The 20386-nt window shown below is 43.6% G+C and carries 18 protein-coding genes, 1 tRNA gene and 1 pseudogene; 12 read left to right on the top strand and 8 right to left on the bottom strand.

All coding sequences use genetic code 11. The features are described 5' to 3' along the window. Nucleotides 1-152 precede the first annotated feature (152 nt). From CQ839_RS10170 to CQ839_RS10140, 7 genes and pseudogenes are all read left to right on the top strand, one after another. On the top strand, nt 153-4421 hold the full coding sequence (locus CQ839_RS10170) for a tetratricopeptide repeat protein (RefSeq protein ID WP_103668168.1): 4269 nt from the start codon (nt 153-155) through the stop codon (nt 4419-4421). An 8-nt stretch (nt 4422-4429) separates the two neighbouring features. Next, nucleotides 4430-4597, top strand: a pseudogene (locus CQ839_RS10165) (tetratricopeptide repeat protein); the annotation flags it as partial. Nucleotides 4598-4700: 103 nt separating this feature from the next. Next, complete coding sequence (locus CQ839_RS10160) at nt 4701-4922, top strand: hypothetical protein (protein WP_103668166.1); 222 nt, start codon at nt 4701-4703, stop codon at nt 4920-4922. Next, complete coding sequence (locus CQ839_RS10155; RefSeq protein WP_103668165.1) at nt 4919-5200, top strand: plasmid stabilization protein; 282 nt, start codon at nt 4919-4921, stop codon at nt 5198-5200. The genes CQ839_RS10160 and CQ839_RS10155 overlap by 4 nt, the downstream gene beginning before the upstream one ends. 53 nt (nt 5201-5253) lie before the next feature. Continuing rightward, nucleotides 5254-5502, top strand: coding sequence for a DUF4926 domain-containing protein (locus tag CQ839_RS10150; protein WP_103668164.1), 249 nt, complete (start codon nt 5254-5256; stop codon nt 5500-5502). 27 nt (nt 5503-5529) lie between these two features. Continuing rightward, nucleotides 5530-6252, top strand: a complete 723-nt coding sequence (locus CQ839_RS10145) for a Uma2 family endonuclease (protein ID WP_103668163.1) — start codon at nt 5530-5532, stop codon at nt 6250-6252. Nucleotides 6253-6303: 51 nt separating this feature from the next. Beyond that, entirely contained in the window at nt 6304-6729 is a 426-nt protein-coding gene (locus CQ839_RS10140; RefSeq protein ID WP_103668162.1) for a hypothetical protein, read from the top strand. A 67-nt stretch (nt 6730-6796) separates the two neighbouring features. On the opposite strand, the gene psb28 is transcribed toward CQ839_RS10140, so the two are convergent. The 3 genes from psb28 to CQ839_RS10125 form a co-directional block, all read right to left on the bottom strand. Continuing rightward, a complete protein-coding gene (psb28, locus tag CQ839_RS10135; protein ID WP_103668161.1) occupies nt 6797-7141 on the bottom strand; it encodes a photosystem II reaction center protein Psb28 in 345 nt (114 codons plus the stop codon). Nucleotides 7142-7268: 127 nt separating this feature from the next. Next, nucleotides 7269-8141 carry a formyltetrahydrofolate deformylase gene (purU, locus tag CQ839_RS10130; protein ID WP_103668160.1) on the bottom strand — a complete coding sequence of 291 codons (873 nt, stop codon included), beginning with the start codon at nt 8139-8141 and terminating at the stop codon, nt 7269-7271. Nucleotides 8142-8211: 70 nt separating this feature from the next. Further along, nucleotides 8212-8568 (bottom strand): MGMT family protein, encoded by a 357-nt coding sequence (locus CQ839_RS10125; protein WP_103668159.1) that lies wholly within the window; start codon nt 8566-8568, stop codon nt 8212-8214. A gap of 90 nt (nt 8569-8658) precedes the next feature. On the opposite strand from CQ839_RS10125, the gene CQ839_RS10120 reads away from it, so the two are divergent. Further along, on the top strand, nt 8659-9009 hold the full coding sequence (locus CQ839_RS10120) for an NIL domain-containing protein (RefSeq protein WP_258040690.1): 351 nt from the start codon (nt 8659-8661) through the stop codon (nt 9007-9009). A gap of 161 nt (nt 9010-9170) precedes the next feature. On the opposite strand, the gene CQ839_RS10115 is transcribed toward CQ839_RS10120, so the two are convergent. Continuing rightward, a complete protein-coding gene (locus tag CQ839_RS10115) occupies nt 9171-9812 on the bottom strand; it encodes a peroxiredoxin (protein WP_103668158.1) in 642 nt (213 codons plus the stop codon). A gap of 267 nt (nt 9813-10079) precedes the next feature. Between CQ839_RS10115 and CQ839_RS10110 the strand changes: the two genes are divergently transcribed. Continuing rightward, nucleotides 10080-10161, top strand: a tRNA-Leu gene (locus tag CQ839_RS10110). Nucleotides 10162-10197: 36 nt separating this feature from the next. Here the strand turns inward: CQ839_RS10110 and CQ839_RS10105 are convergent. Further along, on the bottom strand, nt 10198-10875 hold the full coding sequence (locus CQ839_RS10105; RefSeq protein ID WP_103668157.1) for an SAM-dependent methyltransferase: 678 nt from the start codon (nt 10873-10875) through the stop codon (nt 10198-10200). A gap of 108 nt (nt 10876-10983) precedes the next feature. Beyond that, complete coding sequence (gene ftsH / locus CQ839_RS10100) at nt 10984-12855, bottom strand: ATP-dependent zinc metalloprotease FtsH (protein ID WP_103668156.1); 1872 nt, start codon at nt 12853-12855, stop codon at nt 10984-10986. Between the two features lie 227 nt (nt 12856-13082). On the opposite strand from ftsH, the gene CQ839_RS10095 reads away from it, so the two are divergent. Next, nucleotides 13083-14876, top strand: a complete 1794-nt coding sequence (locus CQ839_RS10095; protein ID WP_103668155.1) for a DUF389 domain-containing protein — start codon at nt 13083-13085, stop codon at nt 14874-14876. Nucleotides 14877-14932: 56 nt separating this feature from the next. Further along, on the top strand, nt 14933-15880 hold the full coding sequence (fmt, locus tag CQ839_RS10090; RefSeq protein ID WP_103668154.1) for a methionyl-tRNA formyltransferase: 948 nt from the start codon (nt 14933-14935) through the stop codon (nt 15878-15880). 81 nt (nt 15881-15961) lie between these two features. Here fmt and CQ839_RS10085 read toward each other — a convergent pair whose 3' ends face one another. Then, complete coding sequence (locus CQ839_RS10085) at nt 15962-16822, bottom strand: lipopolysaccharide assembly protein LapB (protein ID WP_103668153.1); 861 nt, start codon at nt 16820-16822, stop codon at nt 15962-15964. Nucleotides 16823-17019: 197 nt separating this feature from the next. Here CQ839_RS10085 and CQ839_RS10080 point away from each other — a divergent pair, with 197 nt between their 5' ends. After that, on the top strand, nt 17020-17751 hold the full coding sequence (locus tag CQ839_RS10080; protein ID WP_103668152.1) for a Uma2 family endonuclease: 732 nt from the start codon (nt 17020-17022) through the stop codon (nt 17749-17751). A gap of 85 nt (nt 17752-17836) precedes the next feature. Here CQ839_RS10080 and priA read toward each other — a convergent pair whose 3' ends face one another. Next, entirely contained in the window at nt 17837-20332 is a 2496-nt protein-coding gene (gene priA / locus CQ839_RS10075; protein ID WP_103668151.1) for a primosomal protein N', read from the bottom strand. Nucleotides 20333-20386: the final 54 nt, after the last annotated feature.

The following is a 20386-nucleotide window of genomic DNA, read 5'->3' as shown; positions in this document are numbered from 1 at the left end:
GTGAATTGGTATAAGTAGCTAGTCATAATTGATTACACATCCAAACCCGTAAAGTTGCACCACTGCGGGGCACAACTTTACGGGTTTGGGTAATTTATTTTGCGTAAGAACTTATATGATTATTAGATGTCACTGCTGATCATCGAGGGGTTATGCCTGTAATTACGATTCGTGAAGAGCAACAGGTGGATGATGGCTTTCTTGCCACTTTGCGGATTGATGGTCGCGATTATCCAAATATCAAGATTAGCGATCCTTTTTTGAAGTCGGAGGAGGCTCGGCTGGAGTGGTATTTCGAGCAGTGGTTGCGGTTTCCGATGCTGGATACGACTAGGGCAGCGGATGTGGCGGCGAGTATCAGGGAATATGGCACGCGGTTGTTTGATCAGATTTTTGCGGACAGAAAGGCTTATGCTGACTATTTGCGATTAAGGGACAATCTGGGGACTTTGCGGTTTGAGATTGAGGCAATCAATCCAGAGTTTCAGGCTTGGCATTGGGAGGCGATGCGAGATGCGGAGTTGCCGTACCCCTTGGCAGTTGATTGTGTGATGGTGCGAAAAAGTACCAGACCAACGGCGGTGATGGCGGCGGTAAATCAGTCGCCGACACTGAATGTGTTGATGGTGACGGCGCGACCTTCTAAAAACGATGTGGCTTATCGGGTGATTTCGCGTCCTTTGATTGAGGCTTTGGGCAATAGTCAGTTGCCTGTGAAGATCGATTTGTTGCGTCCTGCCACCTTTGAGGGTTTGTCAAGGCATTTGGAAGATAGGGGAGCAGGTCATTATCACATGATTCATTTTGATTGTCATGGGGCTTTGTTGACCTATGACCAGTGCAATGTCGAGAATAAGGCGGGAGCGGATGCACTGACCTTTAAGCAACGGTATGGCAGGACTCAGATTGCAGCCTATAGCGGCGTGAAGGCATTTTTAGTATTGGAGGGGAATGAGGATGGCGAAGAGGACTTAGTGGAGGCGACGGAGTTGGCGGATTTGCTGACGGGAAAGCGGATTCCTGTCTGTATGCTGAATGCTTGTCAGTCGGGGAAACAGTTGGGAACGGAGACTGGGTTAGTAGAGAACTATCGCGAGACGAGTCTTGGTAGTCTGCTGATGGCGGCGGGTATGCAGATGGTAGTGGCGATGGGCTATAGCGTGACGGTGACGGCGGCGAAGGTGATGATGGCGGCGGTGTATGAGCAGATTTTCAATAAGAAGCTATTGGAAGATGCGGTGCGGTTGGGGCGGCGCGAGTTGTTTAACCAGAAGGAACGGAGTGCTTATTTTAATTATGCAATTCCGTTGGAGGATTGGTTGTTGCCTGTGGTGTATGGCACGCAGCAGGTGGATTTGAATTTGCGGGAGTTTACGGCGCGAGAAGAGGAGGCTTATTTTGAGTCGTTGGGTCGGGCGTTTCAGTTTGTGCAGCCTGAGTATGAGTTTGTGGGGCGAGATTTGGATATTCTCAGGATTGAGAAGGCGTTGGCGCGGCACAATATGCTGCTGTTGCAGGGGATGGGCGGTACGGGTAAGACGACGCTGTTAAATTTTTTGCGGGAATGGTGGGAGAAGACGCATTTTGCAGATGGTGAGAAGGGGGAGCAGATTTTCTATTTTGGTTACGATGAGCGGGCTTGGACGCTAGAGCAGATTTTATTTGCGTTGGGACAGAGGCTGTATGACCGCTTTGAGATGGGTAGGTTTCAGGCGATGAGTCAGGCGGCGCAAGTGCCGAAGATGGTGGCGCTGTTGCGGGGTGCGGGTCATGTGTTGATCTTGGATAATTTGGAGTCGGTGACGGGGGAACCCTTGGCGATTCCGAATACTTTGCCGCAAGCTGAACAGGTGAAGTTGCGAGATTTTCTGAAGAAGTTGGCGGGGGGCAAGACGCGGGTAGTTTTTGGGTCGCGCTGTGGTGAGGATTGGCTGAAGGCGGCGACTTTTCAGCAAAATGTGTATGGGTTGCGGGGGCTAGACCAAGAGGCAAGGACGCTGTTGGCGCAAAGGATTTTGGCGCGTCATGTGCCGCAGAGGGTGAAGGCGATCGAAGCCGATCCTGAGTTTACAAGGTTAATGAAGGTGTTGGCGGGGTATCCGTTGGCGCTGGAGGTGGTGTTGCCCAATCTGAAAGGTCAATCGCCTTCGCAGGTTTTGGAGGCGTTGCAGGCGGCGGATTTTGATTTGGATAGTGGGAGTGAGGATAAAACCAAGAGTATTTTGAAGTGTGTGGAATATTCCCACAGTAATTTGTCGCCCGATGCTCAAAGGTTATTGATTTGTCTCGCTCCGTTTACAGGGTTTATTAGTCGAGATGCGATTCCCAAGTATGCAGAAGAATTACAAAAGTTAGAATCGTTTCAGGATTATGACTTTGCGAATTTTGATGCGGCGATTCAGGAGGCGATTAATTGGGGTTTATTGGAAGGAATGGATGAGGCAAATCGTCTGCTGACAATTCAACCGATTTTCCCCTATTTCCTAAAAACTAAGTTAGCAAGTTTGGATGAACCACCTCGTAAGGCACTGCAAGAGGGGTTTAAGAATCACTATCAAATTGGTTCAGCTTACTACAATCAGTTAATGAAATCCAAAGATCCGCAACAACGTCAGATAGGGATCTTCCTTTGTCGATTGGAATACGAAAATCTCTACAATGCGCTGCAAACTTGTTTGGCTAATCAAGAAACTATTGATATTTTCTTCTGTTTGGATGAATATTTTGAAGTTATTAACGATATTCAAAGCAATCTCAAACTATCAGAATTTGTTTGTAAAGCACAGGAATCCTACTCAACTAGAATAAGAGAAGGTGAATATGGTTATCAGATTGGCTTTGCCCTTCACACCCTTGCTAGCAGGTATCAAGAAACTAAGCAATACCAACAAGCAAAGATTTATTATGAGAAAGCCTTAGAGTCTTATAAAGTTCTAAAAGAAACAGAAGAAAAAGACAAGAAGATTTGGAGTGCCAGCACCTACAATAATTTAGGAGCAGTAGCCAAAGATTTGCGAGAATATGGAGAAGCGCGGCAAAACTATCAACAGGCTCTCGCGATCGATATCGAATTTGGCGATCGCTACTCCCAAGCCAGCACCTACCACGAGTTGGGAAGGTTAGCCCAAGAATTGCGAGAATATGGAGAAGCGCGGCAAAACTATCAACAGGCTCTGGAGATCAAAATCGAATTTGGCGATCGCTACTCCCAAGCTCTCACCTACCACCAGTTGGGAATCTTAGCCAGAGAATTGCGAGAATATGGAGAAGCGCGGCAAAACTATCAACAGGCTCTCGCGATCTTTATCGAATTTGGAGATCGCCACACCCAAGCCAGCACCTACCAAGAATTGGGAACTGTTGCCCTAGAATTGCGAGAATATGAAGAAGCGCGGCAAAACTATCAACAGGCTCTCGCAATCTATATTGAATTTGGAGATCGCTACTCCCAAGCCAGCACATACCAAAATTTGGGAATCGTCGCTCAAGAATTGCGAGAATATGAAGAAGCAAGACAAAACTATCAACAGGCTCTCGCAATCTATATCGAATTTGGCGATCGCTACTCCCAAGCCATCACCTACCACCAGTTGGGAACTGTTGCACTAGAATTGCGAGAATATGAAGAAGCGCGGCAAAACTATCAACAGGCTCTCGCAATCAAGATCGAATTTGGCGATCTCTACTCCCAAGCCATCACCTACCACCAGTTGGGAAGGGTAGCCGAAGAATTGCGAGAATATGGAGAAGCGCGGCAAAACTATCAACAGGCTCTCGCAATCAAGATCGAATTTGGTAATCGCTACTCCCAAGCCAGCACATACCACCAGTTGGGCAGAGTCGCCGAAAAATTGCGAGAATATGGAGAAGCGCGGCAAAACTATCAACAGGCTCTTGCGATCAAAATCGAATTTGGTGATCGCTACTCCCAAGCCAGCACATACCAAAATTTGGGAATCGTCGCTCAAGAATTGCGAGAATATGAAGAAGCAAGACAAAACTATCAACAGGCTCTCGCAATCTATATCGAATTTGGCGATCGCTACTATCAAGCCAGCACATACCACAATTTGGGTTATGTAGCTCAAGATTTGCGAGAATATGGAGAAGCAAGACAAAACTATCAGCAGGCTCTCTCGATCTTGATCGAATTTGGTGATCGCTATTCCCAAGCCATTACCTATGAAGGTTTAGGTCGCGTTGCGGAAGAATTAGAAGAGTTTCCAGAAGCAAAAAATAATTTCTTACAAGCTTTGCGGATTTGTCACAAATTTAAGGATGAATACAACATACAAACCTATTCTATTCCTAATCTCTCTCGACTTTATCAAGCCACCCAAGACCAGAGCCTATTAGAAGAGATTTCTCAGGTTTTAGGAATAACTATTGAGGAAGTTCGACAAAAGTTAGAGTCAACTTAAAATTTGATGAATTGCGAGAATATGGAGAAGCGCGGCAAAACTATCAACAGGCGATCTCGATCAAGATCGAATTTGGCGATCGTTACTCCCAAGCCCGCACATACCACCAGTTGGGAACTGTTGCCCAAGAATTGCGAGAATATGGAGAAGCGCGACAAAACTATCAACAGGCGATCTTATCAAGGCAAAATTAAAAAGGAAAAAGGAAAAAATGGATGATGATATTTATCGCGATTTAGCTGAAGTATAATAAATTCAAGTGTTTAGCTGTCCAAAAACATGACCACCATCCCCGAAACGACCTTTACTAAAATTTTAGAAGCAGCCGATCGCCTTCAATTAGAAGATCAAGAAGACTTGATTCGGATTTTGCAAAATCGACTACGCGACAGACGCAGAGCCGAACTAATTCAAGACGTACAAGAAGCTCAACAAGAATTTGCACTAGGAGAATGTAAACCCGTAACACCATCACAACTCATGGAGGAACTTCTCGCGTGAAGTATGTACTATTGCGCTCCAACGCCTTTGTCCGTGCGGCTCGAAAAACCCTAAAAAAACAACCAGAATTAGCCTCAAATATTCAAAACACTTTAGAACTACTGTCAACCGATCCATTTCACCCTCGTTTAAGAACTCATAAACTAAAAGGAGGATTTCTAGAATCATGGTCATGTAGTGGCGGATATGATTTGAGAATTATTTTTAAGTTTGTAGAACATGAAGAATCACAGGCAATTCTTTTAGAGACAATTGGCACACATGACGAAGTTTACTAATTGGATCAAAAGTTTCAATTTATTACCCTGAAACCATACAAGGAGAGAAAATCATGAATCTCGAACTATATCAACAAGTTTATCTGAACCACGATCTGCCAGAATATCAACTAAAAAAAGGCGATATCGCCACACTAATCGACTTTGTACCCCATCCTCACAATCAAGAAGAAGGCTGTATTTTGGAAGTATTCAACGCATTGGGTGAGTCCATTCATATTGTTGCTATTCCTAAGTCTTGGGTTATTCCATTACAATCCAACCAAATCTTTAGCGTTCGTACTCTCGCCCTAGCAAGTTAGTTAATTTGAAAAAAGTGCATAAATAATATGACCTTCACCTTAGATCCGTCTACCAATCCTGTCATCCTGCCAGACCATACACAACTTCCAGACTCTGACGGTACATTTGTGAAAAACTTTCAAGAACACCCACAAAGTATTTTACTGACCGACTCCATTGAGCCACATTTACAAAAACAGCATCCTGACGGGCAGTATGCGATCGGGCAAGATTCAGGAATCTATTGGCGCATGACCGAACCACCCGAAAAAGGTGCAGAAGCGCCTGATTGGTTTTATGTGCCGAATGTACCTCCCAACCTCGATGGAAAACCCCGCCGTTCCTATGTGCTTTGGCAAGAATTCATTGCCCCTTTGATTGTTCTAGAATTTGTCTCAGGTAGTGGTAAAGAAGAACGCGATCGCACACCTTGGGTCGGTAAATTCTTCATCTATGAGCAAGTGATTCGTCCTGCTTTTTACGGTATTTACGAAGTAGAGAAATCGAACATTGAGTTATATCGCCATGTAGCCAATAAATTTGAATTAGTTGCTGCCAATGAGCGCGGACATTATCCCATTGATGGACTGGGCGTAGAACTTGGCATTTGGCAAGGAATCTATCAAAACCTAGATTTGCCTTGGCTGCGTTGGTGGGACTCATCTGGTAATCTACTACTGACAGGCTGGGAAACCTCCGAGCAGGAACGCCAGAAAGTTGAAACCTTGATGACACAACTTCGCGCTGCGGGAATAGAGCCACAGTTATAGCTATGATTCAATGGTGAGCGATCGCGCTTTATCTCACACATTCTAAAAATTATGACTACTCAACTAACTGCAACCGAAATCCAAAACATTAGCCAACTTTTGCAAGACTATGCCCCTGCTCAAAAGACCTTAAACCTGCTAAACGAAACTAATGGCGATCTTGAAAAGAGCTTTGAGGAGCTATGGACAGAACAACATGGACAACAGGACTTCGACAAAACCAAACTTTGGCAATCTACAGTCACCGTCTTCCGTCAAGAACTTTGTGGCAAAGAAGGCTTTCAAAATCAAGTCAAAGAATATAACAAAAATCCTACTAGCGCTCCATTACTCACAGGATTAATTGTTTCCGTCGTTCACTCAGTTGGTTTTCCCATTGATCCTGCGATCGCAACCGTCGTCGTTCTCTATATTCTCAAAGTAGGTATCAACATCTTTTGCGATTACATCAATCCAGAAGCATCCAAAAAAGAATAATGGCGGCGCGAAGCGCCGCCATTATTCTTTTTGGATTGGGTAAATCTTAAATGAGAAATCACCAAATTTAAGCAGGTTTGTTGAGCGTCATGCCATTTGACTCAGCATAACGATTCATAAATCTCAAAAAACGTTGCCAATCGCGATCGCCCTCGATTTTATGGATTGCTTCGATACCCGCAGGCTTACCATTGATAAATTTGGCGTTGACATTACGGGTAATCATCTCACCTTCTTCATCAATCATATACATCCCTAAAATCTCGTTAGTGGACGCATTTTCGCCAGTCATACAGTTAGGCACATCGAAGATAAACACAGCAACACTGGTATCTCCATCTTTAGATCTTGTAATCTTTACGTCTGTTGCTTCTTCATCAACGCCGCGTGTTAACTGTAGCCTTGCTGTCATTTTGTTAAACCTTGATTTCAAATTTTGAAAAACTTTATTAAAAGTATATTTGTATTAACATAGCTCAAAATCATTGCCTATGGATAGCAAATGCATTGCTTTGCAACACATTTGCTTGGTTTACAGCTTAATCAAATACAACAGTTCTCAGCCCCAAACCTGAGCTTGCCGATTGTCCATAAATTAATACACGGTTTTCTAAATGTTGTCTGACGGCTCTGGCTAACACAATCCGCTCTAAGTCTTTGCCTTTGCGAATCAGATCCGTAACCGAATCACGGTGCGAAACCCGAATCACATCCTGCTCGATAATTGGCCCCTCATCAAGTTCATCGGTCACATAATGAGCAGTCGCACCAATAATTTTTACACCTCGCTTATAGGCGCGATGATAAGGATTTGCACCTGCAAAGGCTGGCAAGAATGAATGGTGAATATTAATGACCTTCGAGAACTGAGAGAGGAATTCGGGGCTCAAAACCTGCATATATTTTGCGAGAACCACTAAGTCAATTTGGTACTGCTTTAAAATTGCTAGTTGCTGTTTTTCCTGCTCCAACTTATTCTCAGGCGCGATCGCAATGTGATGGTAATTAATCCCAAAGTTATGCGCGACCTTTTCTAAATCAGGATGATTGCTAATTACTACAGGGATCACAGCCGATAGTTCATGTGATCGCTGCCGCAAAATCAAGTCATATAGACAATGATCTTGTTTCGAGACAAAAATGGCAATGCGGCGCACGTAATCAGAAAACTGAATGCTCCATTTTGCTTTAATTTCGGTTGCCAATTTCTCGAAAGTCGGAGCAATTTCTTCCCTTTTGAGATCAAAAGTATCTAACTCCCACTCAACCCGCATCAAAAATAGCCCAGCCGTACTATCCGAATGTTGATCAGCATGGAGAATGTTGCCATCATGGGAAAACACCCAGTCTGAAATTTTTGCCACTAAGCCTTTTTGGTCAGGACAAGAAACAAGTAGAGTCGCAGTAGTCATAGTGTTCATTGCCGCATTCTACGGCGCTTTACGCTTAAGTGAAAATTCAATAGTTTTGTTAAATCTATTGCTAAGCAATAGATTTAACAAAACTATTGAGGTTTGGTTGCCATAGATATTTTCGCAGATCAATCTTGCCTGCATCATTAAAGCTAATTCCTTCGTTTTCCAATAGCGATCGCTGCAAATAGTCCGTACCAAATCGCAAAGGCGAAAGTGAAATTTCACCCTTAGCATTCACCACACGCTGCCAAGGAATCCCTGAAGTTTTCATATCAACTCGATAGAGAGCATAGCCAACTAAACGCGCTTTTCCAGCCAAACTTGCCAGTTCCGCAACTTGCCCATAGGTCGCAACTCGTCCTTGGGGAATTTGTCGGACAATTTCATAAATGCGATCGTAAGTTGTTTGGGTATTACTACTCATGGCTGTTGACTATAGTGTGAATTTATACGTTTTACAGATTTAGTGACCTGAGTCACTTCCAATTCCGTAAAACTTTAGCTATGATGTTAAATGTCAAATCATCAAGACATTTGCACTGGAGAAACTTCAATGCTAGCGGCGGAATGTATCGATTCCAGAGCACCAATAAATATTGAGGAAAAGCGACGAACGACTACACGCATTGCTATGCGCGTACCGAGAAGCTGCTTCGGGGAACCAATCATTTCTCGCCTCTCTTGTGAACATGGATTAACGGTGACCATTATTGCCGCACTTCTTGGCGAAAGTCCAGAAGATGACGGCTGGTTTACCTTGGAGCTTACTGGAACAACACAGCAGATTCAAAGCGGAATCATTTATCTAGAAGAGCTAGATTTAGAAATTTGGGATAAAACGGCTGTCGAAGACGAAAGCTGGTAAAAAAATAAAAAAGGCTTGCTAAGCAAGCCTTTTTTATTTTTATTCAAGAAGCTTAAGCTCCTTGATATACCAATTCTCAAAGTAGCAATGCCATTTTAAAAATTCAAAACCCTCACTGGGTTTTAAAACAAAAAATGGCATTGCTATTTTTTGTTTTGGTATTATTTGTTTGGCTGAGGAGTCATACGCAAATATGGCTTGATCGGATTGAAACCTTTAGGGAATTTGGTCTTAGCTTCTTCGTTGGAAACTGAAGGCACAATCACACAATCATCACCATCTTTCCAGTTAGCAGGTGTCGCAACACTATAGTTGTCGGTAAGTTGTAGCGAGTCAATCACGCGCAAGATCTCGTCAAAGTTACGACCTGTGCTAGCAGGATAGGTCAAGCTGAGGCGAAGTTTCTTGTTGGAGTCAATGATAAACACCGATCGCACGGTCAAGGTATTACCTGTTGCCGAGTTGGGGTGAATCATGTCATAAAGTTCGGAAACTTTTTTGTCTTCATCAGCAAGAATCGGGTAGTTAAGGGTAGCATTTTGAGTTTCTTCAATATCTCCAACCCATCCTTTATGGGACTCAACGCCATCGACGCTCAAGGCGATCGCCTTAATATTGCGCTTATCGAATTCTGGCTTGAGCTTAGCAACGGTTCCTAGCTCGGTAGTGCAAACAGGGGTGAAATCTTTGGGGTGAGAAAATAGAATCGCCCATTTATCGCCGATCCAGTCATGGAAGTTAATTACGCCTTCGGTGGAGTCTTGAGTAAAATCGGGTACGGTATCGCCTAAACGCAGTGTCATAGTTTTAATTTGCTGTTTGAGTTCAGTCTTCTTTGTTACAAATCTAAGATACAAGATTACAGGAAAAATCGCTAGCCCTATAGGGCGGTATTCCCATCGCTTTACTGTAGATTATGACACAAAACAATTATTAAACCCAAAAATGTTGTGGCGGGCTGCGCCCGCCACAACATTTTTGGGTTTAATAATTATTGACATTGTGCAATTTTTACAGCAGACTTAATAACTGCCAGTTAGAAACCAATTAATCTAGCTAACATCCAAATTGCGGAACTGGCGGAATTGGTAGACGCGCATGTTTCAGGTACATGTGTTGAAAGACTTGGGGGTTCAAGTCCCCCGTTCCGCATTAATCAATAAAAAAGGCTCGCATGGCGAGCCTTTTTTATGACCGAAAGATGATCGCTTGATTACCGCCTTTTTGTAACTCGTAGGGAACTTGGATGATTTCCGAGCTAATTCCTTCTTTGGCTAATGTGCTAGATATCTCATCGATGTAGGGCGATCGCGCTTGGGCAAGAGTTAATAGTGGAAATATTCTTACTTCTTCAGCAATGCGGCATAGCTCACGAATTGAGTCTAAATGGAACTCAAAACTGAGATGCTCAGAATAGAGAAATAGAAAATGTGAACATAGAGCAAGCTGAAATTGCTTATCTTGAAAATCTAGTTTGGGTAATTCAGCGTTATGATATCTACCTTCGATTTTGCCGCGATCGTAATCTTCGAGAAATAGAGAAATCGCTTTTTCGCGATTGGCGCGTAAATCTTCTGGGGATTTGTGGTAGCTCCAGATCCAATTATTCGGTGTATTGCGCACCTGTTCGATAATGCTATCAACACAAGCATCAAAGCGACTCTTGATTTCTTCGCCCGTAAATTGATAAATCGGATCAATGGAAATGACGGTCAAACCAGCGGCGTTCATTTCGGCATTAAAGCTTGCTGGCCCATCACCAATGCCAATGATCGATTTAGTGCGATCGCTTTCCGACAGCGCAAACATCAATTCATATTCTTTTTGCGATCGGCCAAACGGGACAATGCTATCTAAGATCATCATAAACTTGTAGCGCCTCGCGCTCTCATAAAAAACAATTAAAAAAAGCCTTGCTGAGCAAGGCTTTTTTGTTACCACAGAATTACGACGACGCAAAGCGCCTTCTTATTCTTAAAGTGCTGCCGCTAACTTCAAGTCGCTAGTTTCAAGAATCTGCTGAAGCTCTTCAGCATCAACAGTTTCGCGTTCAATCAAATCATGGGCAATCTTATCGAGAACATGACGGTTATCAACAAGAAGTTGCTTGGCGCGACGGTAAGCATCAGCCACCAAAATGCCAACTTCTTCATCGATAGTAGCTGCGGTTTCTTCGGAAAAATCACGCTCAGCAGCAATGTCACGACCGAGGAACATATTGCCATTGGAACGACCAAGTGCAACTGGACCAAGCTTCTCGCTCATGCCAAAACGCATTACCATTTGTCGAGCAGTGGAAGCAACTTGTTGAAGATCGCTAGATGCACCAGTAGTAACTTCTTCATCACCAAAGACGATTTCTTCAGCGATGCGACCACCGAGGGCAACTGCCATCTGGTTTTGCAAATAGGCGCGGCTTTGCATTCTTTCTTCAGTAGGCAAGAACCATGTCAAACCACCAGCACGACCGCGAGGAATGATCGTCACCTTTTGGATTGCGTCATAGTCGGGCATCAATGCTCCAACCAGAGCATGTCCAGCTTCATGGTAAGCAACTAATTCTTTACGCTTTTCGCTCATGACGCGATCTTTCTTCTCTGGACCAACCAAGACGCGATCTACAGCATCATTGATTTCATCCATAGAGATTTCGGTCAAGTTACGGCGAGCAGCGAGAATAGCAGCTTCGTTCAACAAGTTAGAAAGGTCAGCACCAGTGAAACCTGGGGTACGACGGGCAATCTTTTCAAGATCGACATCCTTCGATAAGGTTTTGCCGCGTGCATGGACTCCGAGAATTTCCAAACGACCTGCGAAGTCGGGGCGATCGACCACAACTTGGCGATCGAAACGACCTGGACGTAATAGAGCCGCATCAAGGACATCAGGACGGTTAGTTGCCGCGACAATGATGATACCTGTGTTACCTTCAAAGCCATCCATTTCAGTAAGCAATTGGTTCAAGGTTTGCTCGCGCTCATCGTTACCACCACCAAGCCCAGCGCCACGCTGACGACCGACCGCATCAATTTCATCGATGAAGACGATACAAGGTGCATTAGCCTTTGCTTGCTCGAATAGGTCACGCACACGGGATGCGCCCACACCAACGAACATTTCCACAAATTCAGAACCAGAGATGCTAAAGAATGGTACGCCAGCTTCACCTGCAACCGCACGGGCTAGCAAGGTTTTACCAGTACCAGGGGGACCAACTAGCAATACGCCTTTGGGAATCTTTGCGCCGACAGCAGTGAAGCGATCAGGGTTTTTGAGGAAGTCAACAACTTCAGTAAGTTCAAATTTGGCTTGCTCAATACCAGCAACATCGGTAAATGTAACTTGGGTTTGAGGCTCCATTTGCACACGAGCGCGGGACTTACCAAAGTTCATGGCTTGGTTGCCAGGTCCAGATTGAGCACGACGTAGTAGGAAAAACAAACCGACTAATAGCAAAATTGGCAAAATCAAACTGCTCAAGGTTTGCACTAAAGCGCCATCGGTACGACGGGGGGCGACATCTAGTTCAATGTTGTTTTCTCTAACAGTTTTAGTAAACTCAGGGTCGTTAGGAAGATTTACTCGAACTTTTTTCTTACCTTCTGGCCCACCAGGGACAGTTACTTCCGCAAAAGAGCGATCAGGACTAAGGGTGATTCTGGAGACACCTGCTGGTTTCTTTCTGACTTCTTCGATTAGCTTGCTATAGCGCCATTCGCCTTGTGTGGCTGGCTGACTATCGAGCAGGGTTGTTCCTAAGGTAATGACGACAATGCCAAGCAGTGCGTATAAACCAAAATTTTTCCACTTTTTATTATTATTGTCGTTTTTATTATTGCTTTTCACTACTACTGCTCCATCAATAGAGGTGTTCCTAGACGATTTTGCCAAGAACGAATGATTTAATTAACTAATCTTAACGCAAGCGGTCTAGGATCTGTCCAAGTCAACGTAGAATCCGTCTTTGGATCGATAGTAGGGCGATCGCAATTTATCAAGGCGAGCTAAGCCCAACTCGTTAATATTGGGGTTTAATTGTTTTTTTAGACACTAAAAACCGATAATTTACCAATATGGCTAAATATATAGACTTCTGGCAAACTTATCGTGATCGCCTTGCCGCACAAATGGGGGTAGATGAGCAACGAAAAACTGAGGTGTACTTAGAAATTTCGCAAGCAGCAACTTTGAGAGATACAACCTATTGGTTGCAAATCATTTTTGCGGCAGGAATCGCGACATTAGGTTTGGTGCTAAATAGTCCTGCGGTAATTATTGGGGCAATGTTGATTTCCCCTTTGATGGGACCAATTCTTTCGCTTGGATTGGCTTTGGCGGCTGGGGATTTTATTTTGTTAGCAAGGACAATCGCTAATCTTACCTTGAGTTGTTCTGTGGCAATTAGTTTTGCAATACTGCTAATTTTCACACTGCCATTTAAGGAAGCAACTAGTGAAATCTTGGCACGAACACAGCCAAATACATTGGACTTGGGTGTGGCTCTGTTTTCGGGTGCGATCGGGGCGATCGCTATTTGCCGTCCTGTAAAAGGAGTAGTTACTTCCATTCCAGGGGTATCGATCGCTGTAGCTCTAATGCCACCATTGTGTGTAGTCGGCTTTGGCGTTGGTGTTTCTTTCAGTCTAAATTGGAATGAGGGTTTACAGATTGCTAAGGGTGGCGCTTTGTTATTCGTGACTAACTTAGTGGCAATTTCCTTTGCGTCTTTGTTAGTTTTTCTGATGCTGCACATTGACACAGAAACAGTGCGCGAAACAGTAAAACTATGGGAATCTAGCGATCTAGAAAGTCTAGCTGTGCAGAATTTCTTGGGTCGTTATGTTTTCTTGAAAAGGTTACGCCCAATTGGAAGCCTACCAGGAAGGCTCTTGGTAGCAATATTGACCATCTTGGCTCTTTTAGTTCCCCTCAGCAGTGCCTTTGGTCGATTAGGCGAAGAGGTCACTCAGAAACAACAACAAAACACTCTGCGCCGTAATGCAACTAATATTTGGCAAGCTAGATTTAGTAGTGATCCAGATGGTCAGTTGCGCTCTTCTATAGAGCGAATCTCGATTACAGAACAAAATCAGTTTGTGACTTTACGATTAAATGTATTTACTAGCAAGCTTTATTCTGCGTCTGAAAAAGAACAGTATGTTCAAGAACTAGCTCAAAAACTTGGCAAAAAACCTCAACAAATTCAATTTATTTTGACTGAGATTCCCACTGCTTCTAATGAGATTTTGGCTAAGAAGGAAGAAGTTACTTTGCCTGTGGCGATTAAACCACCTAGTCTCAGTGAATTGCAGTTTAATCTTTTACAGGATCTGGATACGACGATCGCCGATTTATCTTTGCCACCCAATGCACAATTACTCGACTATGCCATGACTACGGGCAAATCTCAGTCCATGTTATTAGCAATTACTTATTTAAGCGATCGCCAAATTAGTGCTGATGCCCAAGCCTTAGTAATTCAGGATGTGAAGACAAGGATCGGCATAGCTAGTGCCAAGATAAATTTAGAATATATCAATACCAATGGGGGAGAGATTATTTTTGAGGAGAATAAAACATCATTACCTCCTGACGCTAATACGAAACTCGATCAGATTGGGAGTTTACTAAAACGTTATCCCAATCTCAAGTTATTGATGTCAGTCAGTTTGCGGAATCTAGAGAGTAATGCATTAAGAAAAGTGCGAACTCAGGCGATCGCCTCATATTTAGAATCTAAATGGCAAATTCCCAATGATCGTTCAGATATTACTCAAAATCTCAATATCACAGGTTCCGAATCCCAAAATTTACAACAGGATGGGAAAGTGTTATTTCAGTTTGCGGTTAAGCCAAAAGAGGGATAATAAATCAGCTGTGTTGCGCGAAGTGCAGCATAGCTGATTTATTATTTGAATTTATTATGCGTATTGTATTTTTTGGAACTCCCGATTTTGCTGTTCCGACCTTAGAAAAATTATTGTCCGAGCCAGATTTTGAAGTGGTGGGCGTGGTATCGCAACCCGATACAAGGCGTGGTCGCGGCAACCAAGTTAGTCCACCACCAGTAAAAGCCGCCGCGATCGCAAAAACTCTTGATCTTGGCTCTGATCTCAAAATCTGGCAGCCCGATCGCCTCAAAAAAGATAAAACTGTACATGAGGCACTTGAGGCGCTCGAGGCTGATGTATTTGTAGTAGTTGCCTATGGACAGATTCTCTCGCAAAAAATACTGAATATGCCGAAGCATGGGTGCATTAATGTACATGGCTCACTCTTGCCAAAATATCGTGGTGCAGCTCCGATTCAATGGGCGATCGCTAATGGCGAAAAGTTCACAGGCATTACGACCATGCAAATGGATGCGGGCATTGATACAGGTGCAATGTTACTCAAAGCAGAACTAGAAATATTGCCTGAAGATAATACGGATACTTTGAGTTTGAAATTAGCTAATTTAGGCGCAAATTTGTTAATTGATACTCTGCGTCGATTAGATACGATTACGCCTGAGGCTCAGGATGATGCTTTATCTTGCTATTCGCCAATGATTGGGCGAGAGGATTGGGAACTTGACTGGAATCTAGAGGCGATCGCATTGCATAATCGTATTCGTGCTTTCTATCCAAATTGCTACACAGATTTTCGTGGGCAAAGATTGAAAGTCACGAAGACAGAAGTTATTGCCGAAAGCGAGAGTCTTGCTCCTGTGGGAAAAGTGATAGAGATTCGTAAAGGGAAAGGATTTGTGGTGCAGACTGGGAAAGGGCTATTGCTAATTAAAGAAGTACAACCTGCGGGTAAGAAATTGCAGTCAGGTTGGGATTTTGTTAATGGCGCAAGAATTGCGATCGGTGAATCTCTTTCATAAAAAGCAAAACGTAGGGGCAATTCATGAATTGCCCCTACGTTGAAATGCGGGTTTTAAGTCTTTTTTGCGTAAGCCCTAATTTTATGGTTTCTTAACAGGAGCATTACTAGGTGCTTGCGCTGGATTAGTGAATGGAGCCTTTTGTGGAGAAAGAGCAGCAAGACGCTTTACCTCGTCTTTAAATTCAGCAGGAGCCAACTCTAAGCCTTTATCAAACAATTTCTTGGCTTCATCTTCTTTACCTTGGATTTGTCTCAATTGTGCCTTGCCAACATAAGGACGAAAGTCTTTAGCGCTTTCTTTGATCATTTGATCATAAGTAGCGATCGCCTCATCAATACGATCTTGTTGACGATAGACTTCACCTAAAATCCAACGAACTGAACCAGTATCCACAGCATTTGCTTGAACTTTGTTGGCTGTTTCCGCAGTCTTGAGAGTATCTTGGAGAATACCGATCGCGGCTTCAGGGCGCTTGTCGGTTAGCTCAATGCTAACGATACTTTGGATGGCGGGAATAAACCCTGGTTTGGTGGTCAAAATCTTGCGATACTCTGCTGACGCATTTTTAGGGTCTTTAAGCTCAATGTAAGTACGCGCTAAGGTCATCCGATATTCGGGCTGATCAGGAAAAGTATCAGCAAGGGTTTGTAATGGTTCAATGGTTTCTTTCGTCTTGCCAAGTTGGTTTCTGAGATTTACAAGGCCAATCAGCGCAGTTTGATTTTTAGGATCGCTTTTTAGTACGGCTTCAAAACCCTCGATCTGGATTTTGATCCGATCTTGCTCTGAGGTATTTGCGTTGGCGTTATTAGCTGCTTGCGGATTAGGTGATGAAAATAACCCACCGATCAGTGGTGCGATCGATACGCCTAAAAACGAGAGCGTAACTACGATTAAGACACCGTTAATAATCCATTGCCTTGCTGTACGTTGTGTCACGATATTTACCCTAAATGAAAAATACATCATAGTGTAACCCAACTATAAAACCACGGGGTAGTGATAAATAGATAAGGATGGGCGGCGCGAAGCGCCGCCCATCCTTATCTATCAGCAACCACGGGGCAAGCCAGAATTAACCTCAATAAAAATCGCTGTATAATCAAAACAACCCATAAGTTCAGGAGCCAAAGCCGATGGTTAGCCAACTGAGCAAGCCTGACATCATCTATCCCGAAAGTGACGGGAAACCTATGGCAGACAATACTAAGCAGTTTCGATGGATTTTGACAATCCAGCAAAATATTGACTGGCTATACAGTAATGATCCTCAAGTATTCGTTGCTGGCGACTTACTTTGGTATCCCGTTGAGGGACAACCCCAAACTACTGCGGCTCCTGACACGATGGTGATATTTGGTCGTCCTAAAGGCGATCGCGGATCATACAAACAATGGGAAGAGAATAATATTGCTCCTCAAGTTGTCTTTGAGATTCTCTCGCCTAGCAATAAATCTGTAGACATGGCAAGAAAGCTACTTTTTTATGATCGCTACGGCGTTGAAGAATATTACATCTACAATCCTGACAATAACGATCTAGAAGTTTTGATTAGAAACGATGGCAATTTGGATCGCATTCCCGAATCTCATGATTGGGTGAGCCCTCGATTAGGTATTCGCTTTGATCTCACCGATGAGCTACAAATTTATCGTCCAGACGGAACTAAGTTTTATTCTTATATCGAAATCAATACTATGCTGGAGCAGGAATGCTTACGCGCAAATCAAGAGAGTCTCAGGGCTGAGCAGGAGTTTTTACGGGCTGAGCAAGAACGCCAACGAGCTGAGCAAGCCTCAGAACAACTTAATGAAATGGAAGCGATGCTTAAACAATATCGCGATCGCTTTGGCGAACTGCCTAAATAAAGAATCTTTAGTACCCAGCGAAGCCGCTCACTAAGGATTCTCATAATAACTACAAAAACGTAATTCGTAATTCGTAATTGAGAAGCTACAAAATGGTGAGTGGATCGACATCGATCGCAACTCGCACAGCCTTAGAATTAACCAACATTCGCAACTCTTCTAGACTTGGGACATCAGGCAAAATTTCAGGAGCAAACTTAAGCAAAATCTGCCAACGATAACGATTTGCAACCTTAGCGATCGTGGCGGGAGTTGCTCCTAAAATGTCCCAATCATTCTCTAATTGACGCAAATATTCCGCTAATTCATTAGCTGACTTCTCAACGGCGGTATCACTCTCACTACTGAGATGAATCAACACCATCTGTCCCATCGGTGGATAGCGCAAAGCAGCACGCATTTCTAACTCAGTCTGCATAAATGCTTCTAGTTGATAGGTTTGTACCGCTTGCATGGCAGGATGTTCAGGCGTATAGGTTTGCATGATTACTTTGCCATCTTCTTCGCCACGACCTGCGCGACCTGCCACCTGTAGCAAGGTTTGGGCGGCTCTCTCTCCTGCGCGATAATCCGAGAAGTTTAATAATCCATCTGCCGATACTACACCCACTAAAGTTACTTGAGGAATATCTAAACCCTTAGTTAGCATTTGCGTTCCCACTAATAAATCTGCTTCTCCAGCCCGAAACTGATCGATTAATAAGCGATGCTGATCCTTATTGCGCGTTGTATCACTGTCAAAGCGAATCAAGCGAATATTTGGGAATAATTTTGCGAGTTCCTGTTCCACTTTTTGAGTTCCACTACCAAAATGCTTGAAATATGGTGAACCGCATTCAGGACAAGCCTTGGGCTGAATTAGAGTGTAGTTACAATAATGGCAGCGTAAATGGGCAGATTTTGGTTGATGGGCAGTAGGTGAGATGGGATCGTGATAGGAGAGTGAAACATCACAGTTAGGGCATTCCGCTACGTAGCCACATGATCTACAGGATACAAAAGTACTATAGCCGCGTCGATGGATGAAGAGAATTCCTTGCTGTTTGGCTTCGAGCATCTCCGCGATCGCATTTTGCAACTTGCGACTCAAAATTGAATAATTGCCAGCTTTAAATTCATCACGCATATCCACAACTTCAATCGGTGGCATGTCTTTGTTGCCAATGCGGTGTGGAAGTTCTAGATAGATAGATTTACCTTCTTGATGAGCATAGATTACTTCCGCTGAAGGAGTTGCGGAACCAAGGACAAGGGGGATATTTTCTAATTGCGATCGCCATTCTGCGATCGTGCGCGCATGGTAACAGGGCTGAGGCTGATCTTGCTTAAAACTATTGTCATGCTCCTCATCCATCACAATTAAGCCTAAATTTGAGAGTGGTGCAAACACTGCCGATCGCGTACCGATGACAATTTGAGCTTCACCCGTGAGCATCAATCGCCATGTATCAAAGCGCTCACCCTCGGATAATTGACTATGATAAACATTTACTTTCGCATCACCAAATCTCGCGCGAAAGCGATCGGTCAGTTGTGGAGTTAAGCCAATTTCAGGAACGAGAACTAGTGCCGATTTTCCTGCTTCGAGGACTGGGGCGATCGCTTGCAGATATACTTCTGTTTTACCTGAGCCTGTGACTCCATGTAAGAGAAAATGCGGTGCGGTTTGATCTGCGATCGCCTTCAAAATTTGTTGCAATGCCACATCTTGATCGGGTGTGAGATCTTTAGGGCGATCGCGTTTGACCGTATGGCTTTTACCACCTAATCGTAGCGACTCTTGTTTAGCGATCGTGACGTAGCCTTTATTCGCCAGAGTTTGGATAACCGAAACTGAGGTCTTCGCGATTTTACATAATTGTGTTTTTAAACATTCCCCACCTTGATGCTGCAAAATCGTGAGAATCTCTGCTTGTCTTATAGTGACTTCACTATCTGGGGCTTTCAGTAAAATGACTACATCTTCATACTTAGGCTGTGGACGATTTGGCAGTTCTAGAACTGTATCAATCCATTCTAATTTTTGAAGTTCCTTTAAGCCTGAACTAGTATATCTACCAAGTTTTTGCTGAATATAACGACGACTAATTCCCTTGGGATTATGCTTATGCTCTTGCAAAAAATCCCAAACCATTTGTGCTGCTTTGGGTAGTCTTAGTTGAGAATTTGGTTCCGCCGCAGGCGGAACTAAATTCTCATGTTTTACTTTGATTCGGTAATGAGACTGATCGAGCAACTTAGGAGGAAGAGCAGTTTTTACCGTCTGCATGACAGGGGTACGATAATAATCCGCTGTGCGAATCAACATCTCCCAATAAGTCCTTGGGAAAATGCCTGAACTAACTACGGCACTAACTGATTTAATCTCTGTATCTAAATTCGCGATCGCAGAGGTGTCAGAAATTTTTAATGCGATCGCGCCTACATGACGAGTACCTAATGGAACGCTGAGAATATCTCCTATTTGAATATTAATATCTTCAGGAATGCGATAGGTCAGCAAATCCTCAATACCAATACAATCAACGATAACGCTGACATAGCGATCGCAATTAATATTTGTTAAATCAAATAGTTCCATGTTTGCAGCAGTTTTCCCAAGCGTAGGCGCTATTATATTTGCAACTGGTTTCGT

This window comes from Pseudanabaena sp. BC1403 (assembly GCF_002914585.1).
Classification (GTDB): domain Bacteria; phylum Cyanobacteriota; class Cyanobacteriia; order Pseudanabaenales; family Pseudanabaenaceae; genus Pseudanabaena.
This window is presented reverse-complemented; position numbering and strand designations above follow the sequence as displayed.

Excerpts from the sequence above, each read along its gene's own strand:
- CQ839_RS10150 (WP_103668164.1), top strand. The coding sequence starts at position 5,254 with ATGAATCTCGAACTATATCAACAAGTTTATCTGAACCACGATCTGCCA.
- CQ839_RS10080 (WP_103668152.1), top strand. The coding sequence starts at position 17,020 with ATGGTTAGCCAACTGAGCAAGCCTGACATCATCTATCCCGAAAGTGAC.
- CQ839_RS10105 (WP_103668157.1), bottom strand. The coding sequence starts at position 10,875 with ATGATGATCTTAGATAGCATTGTCCCGTTTGGCCGATCGCAAAAAGAA.
- CQ839_RS10170 (WP_103668168.1), top strand. The coding sequence starts at position 153 with ATGCCTGTAATTACGATTCGTGAAGAGCAACAGGTGGATGATGGCTTT.
- CQ839_RS10145 (WP_103668163.1), top strand. The coding sequence starts at position 5,530 with ATGACCTTCACCTTAGATCCGTCTACCAATCCTGTCATCCTGCCAGAC.
- purU (WP_103668160.1), bottom strand. The coding sequence starts at position 8,141 with ATGACTACTGCGACTCTACTTGTTTCTTGTCCTGACCAAAAAGGCTTA.
- psb28 (WP_103668161.1), bottom strand. The coding sequence starts at position 7,141 with ATGACAGCAAGGCTACAGTTAACACGCGGCGTTGATGAAGAAGCAACA.
- CQ839_RS10115 (WP_103668158.1), bottom strand. The coding sequence starts at position 9,812 with ATGACACTGCGTTTAGGCGATACCGTACCCGATTTTACTCAAGACTCC.
- CQ839_RS10125 (WP_103668159.1), bottom strand. The coding sequence starts at position 8,568 with ATGAGTAGTAATACCCAAACAACTTACGATCGCATTTATGAAATTGTC.
- CQ839_RS10095 (WP_103668155.1), top strand. The coding sequence starts at position 13,083 with ATGGCTAAATATATAGACTTCTGGCAAACTTATCGTGATCGCCTTGCC.
- fmt (WP_103668154.1), top strand. The coding sequence starts at position 14,933 with ATGCGTATTGTATTTTTTGGAACTCCCGATTTTGCTGTTCCGACCTTA.
- CQ839_RS10140 (WP_103668162.1), top strand. The coding sequence starts at position 6,304 with ATGACTACTCAACTAACTGCAACCGAAATCCAAAACATTAGCCAACTT.
- CQ839_RS10120 (WP_258040690.1), top strand. The coding sequence starts at position 8,659 with ATGTCAAATCATCAAGACATTTGCACTGGAGAAACTTCAATGCTAGCG.
- CQ839_RS10160 (WP_103668166.1), top strand. The coding sequence starts at position 4,701 with ATGACCACCATCCCCGAAACGACCTTTACTAAAATTTTAGAAGCAGCC.
- priA (WP_103668151.1), bottom strand. The coding sequence starts at position 20,332 with ATGGAACTATTTGATTTAACAAATATTAATTGCGATCGCTATGTCAGC.